Raw genomic sequence first — 3,114 nt, 5'->3', positions numbered from 1 at the left:
ATGGTTGCAAACGTGCTCTCGAGGCTTTGCGAATCGCGGGGGAAGGTTCGAGGTCTCCTGCCGAAACGTTGCTTTATCTGCTTCTGTGTATACCGCGGAGCATGTTTGGATATGGACTGCCCAAGCCCCTGTTAAACAGGCGAATTGACATTTCTCGTGACGCGCAGATGCGACTGCGTACGGAATACGTTGTAGTTGATTTATTGTTTGAAGATGAGCGGCTGGTTGTCGAATATGACAGCAGGTCTTTTCATAACTCCCCTGTCAAGTTGGACCACGATGATGACCGTCGAGAGGTTCTTCAAGACATGGGATACGAGGTCGTTGTGGTGAGGGCGGAGCGTTTGTCAAACTACAGATGGTTTGATGACCTTGTACGCTTCACGATCGGGAAGCGGTTGGGCATTGACGTGCCACCAATGGACTCTCGGTTTGTACGAGGGGTACAAAACCTGCGCGATGATCTTCGCGGTTGATCTGGATTAGACGTCAGGGGCATGCCGCCTGCTGTAAACGTGACGATTTGCGGGCAAGTTGTAGGTCAATCTTCCAGAATCGGATTTGGAAATTGTCGGAAAAGGCATCTACCTCCTGCTTTGCTTCAAGCGCCATTCTTCCAAAAACGGATTTGGAAAACAGGGATGGTGGAGTGCCGTTTATAACGGGCTGTCGCGGGTACGTAGGCGCCGGCTTTTGGGTATGAGGGCCTACGGAGGCGCGATATGGATAACGGGACCATGCTACAGGGGTTCAGCTGGTACCTTCCGGCTGACGGCAAGCATTGGCGACGGCTGGCGCAGAGCGCCCAGAGGCTCGCGGACGAGGGGATCACGGCCGTGTGGCTTCCGCCTGCGTACAAGGGGCAGGCCGGCGGCTTTGACGTTGGCTATGGCGTGTACGACACGTACGACCTGGGGGAGTTTGACCAGAAGGGCACCGTCGCGACCAAGTACGGCACGAAGGACGAGTACCTGGCGTGCATCAAGGCGTTGCAGTCGGCGGGCGTGCAGGCGCTGGGCGACGTGGTGCTGAACCAGCGCATGGGTGCCGACGAGGCCGAGGACGTGGTCGCGCGCGAGGTTGCGCAGGACGACCGCAACCGCGTGGTGGGCGACCCCAGGAGGATTCGCGCGTGGACGCGGTTTAGGTTTCCGGGGAGGCGCGGCAAGTACTCGAGGTTCACGTGGGACTGGCGCTGCTTCCACGGCGTGGACTGGGACGACTCCACGCGCAAGGGTGGCATCTACCTGTTTGACGGCAAGCACTGGGACGCGGACGTGGATCATGGCGACAACGGCAACTACGACTACCTGATGGGCTGCGACGTGGACCTGATGTACGGGCCCGTGTACGAGGAGCTCGCGAACTGGGGCCGCTGGTACCTGGACACGACGGGGCTCGACGGCTTTAGGTTCGACGCGCTCAAGCACATGAGCCGCGACTTCTATCGGCACTGGCTTCCCGAGATGCGCGACTACGCGGGACGCGAGCTCTTCTCGGTGGGGGAGTACTGGACGCCCAACGTGGGGGAGCTGGTGGACTACATCAACGACATGCCCACGATGAGCCTGTTTGACGTGCCGCTTCACTATCACTTCTTTAGCGCGTCGACCTCGAACGGGAACTTTGACCTGTCGAAGCTGTTTGACGACACGCTGAGCACGTGGAACCCCGTTCGTGCGGTTACCTTTGTGGAGAACCACGACACCCAGCCGGGGCAGGCGCTGCAGTCGTTTGTTCTGCCGTGGTTCAAGCCGAGCGCGTACGCGTGCATCCTGCTGCGCGAGGCGGGCTACCCCTGCGTGTTTTACGGGGACCTTTACGGCATGCCGAACGACGGGAACATCCCCGCGGTGGTGGAGCTACCACTTTTGATGGAGATCAGGAGGCGCTTCGCGTACGGTCGGCAGCGCGACTGGCTGGACGACGCGGACGTGATCGGCTGGACGCGCGAGGGCGACCGCGAGCACGAGGGCTCGGGCGTTGCCGTGGTGCTGACGGACCGCGCCGGAGGGGCCAAGCGGATGCTCGTGGGCGAGGGCCACGCGGGCGAGCTGTGGCACTGCGTGATTGGCGAGGAGAAGGACGTGCGCATCGGGTCGGACGGCTGGGCGGAGTTCGACTGCGGCGGGGGCCGACTTTCCGTCTACCTTTGTGACGCGGCGGCGAGCGTGCTGGAGCACGACTGGGTGAACGCCATCCACACCGAGGACGCGGACCCGTACACCTCGGACGATCCCGTGAGGGCCGAGACCGAGGAGGAGGTTCGCGAGCATCCCGAGCTTGAGGGCGAGATAAAGCGCCTGGTGGAGAAGCCCGTCGGCGACGAGGGGCTGGCCGGCTAGTCGAGTGCGGGCGGAAGCGAGCGGGCGAGCCGACCGGAGCCGACCCGCCCGCTCGTTTGGCGGTGCGTGCGCTTCGCGTGTTGGCGATGCGCGCTATGCGCGGTTGGGCTATGCGCGGTGGAGCGTCAGCCACGCGTCGGCCACGATCTGCGCGTGGTCGAAGGCGAGGCCGTCCGCGCTGGTGACGTGCGCGCGGCGGCGGTGCGTGATGGGCTGCTCCACAACGGTGAACGTGCTGGTCAGACGCGTGTCGCCGTGGGTGAGGACCAGCGTGGTGGCCGCGGGTGCGTCTGTGGCCGCGGCGGCGGGCTCGGCCGCGACGTCGAACCATGCCGCGTCCGCGGCGTCGTCGGCGGCCACGGGGATGGAGCCCTTCTCGTCCAGCGCGACGAACGCGTAGGAGGCGGTCCAGCCGCGGGGGTCGCGGCCGGGCGTGCTGTAGAGGTACATCGGCTCGAGGGCGAGGCCGGTCACGCCGGTCTCCTCGGCAAGCTCGCGCTCGGCGCACTGGTCCGCGGTCTCGTTGGGGTTGCAGAAGCCGCCGGGCGTGGCCCAGCATCCCAGGAACGGGTGGCCGCCGCGCCTCACGAGCAGCAGCTTGAGGCCGCCCTGCGCGCCGGCCTGGCGCGTGAACACGCAGATGTCTGCCGTGAGGGACGGCTGCGGGTACTTCTTGGGCGTGTACTGGGCGAGAAACTCGGCCTCCGTGAAGCCGTTCTTGTCCCTTGGCTCGGGATCAGTCATCGCTGTCACTTTCTTTCTTGTTGTC

3 protein-coding genes are annotated in these 3,114 nt (G+C 64.0%); 2 read left to right on the top strand and 1 reads right to left on the bottom strand.

The features are described 5' to 3' along the window. The coding region (locus ACI38Z_RS04695) for a DUF559 domain-containing protein (RefSeq protein WP_439789029.1) at positions 1 to 476 on the top strand (476 nt) is incomplete at its 5' end. A 246-nt stretch (positions 477 to 722) separates the two neighbouring features. Then, positions 723 to 2,345: an alpha-amylase gene (locus ACI38Z_RS04690; protein ID WP_439789028.1), complete on the top strand. Its 1,623-nt coding sequence runs from the start codon at positions 723 to 725 to the stop codon at positions 2,343 to 2,345. A gap of 108 nt (positions 2,346 to 2,453) precedes the next feature. On the opposite strand, the gene ACI38Z_RS04685 is transcribed toward ACI38Z_RS04690, so the two are convergent. Further along, a complete protein-coding gene (locus ACI38Z_RS04685; protein WP_439789027.1) occupies positions 2,454 to 3,089 on the bottom strand; it encodes an NUDIX domain-containing protein in 636 nt (211 codons plus the stop codon). Between the last annotated feature and the right edge of the window lie 25 nt (positions 3,090 to 3,114).

It is taken from the genome of Parafannyhessea sp. (assembly GCF_051876455.1).
Taxonomy (GTDB): domain Bacteria; phylum Actinomycetota; class Coriobacteriia; order Coriobacteriales; family Atopobiaceae; genus Parafannyhessea.
This window is presented reverse-complemented; position numbering and strand designations above follow the sequence as displayed.

Coding starts and splice junctions, on each gene's coding strand:
- ACI38Z_RS04690 (WP_439789028.1), top strand. CDS start 723: ATGGATAACGGGACCATGCTACAGGGGTTCAGCTGGTACCTTCCGGCT.
- ACI38Z_RS04685 (WP_439789027.1), bottom strand. CDS start 3,089: ATGACTGATCCCGAGCCAAGGGACAAGAACGGCTTCACGGAGGCCGAG.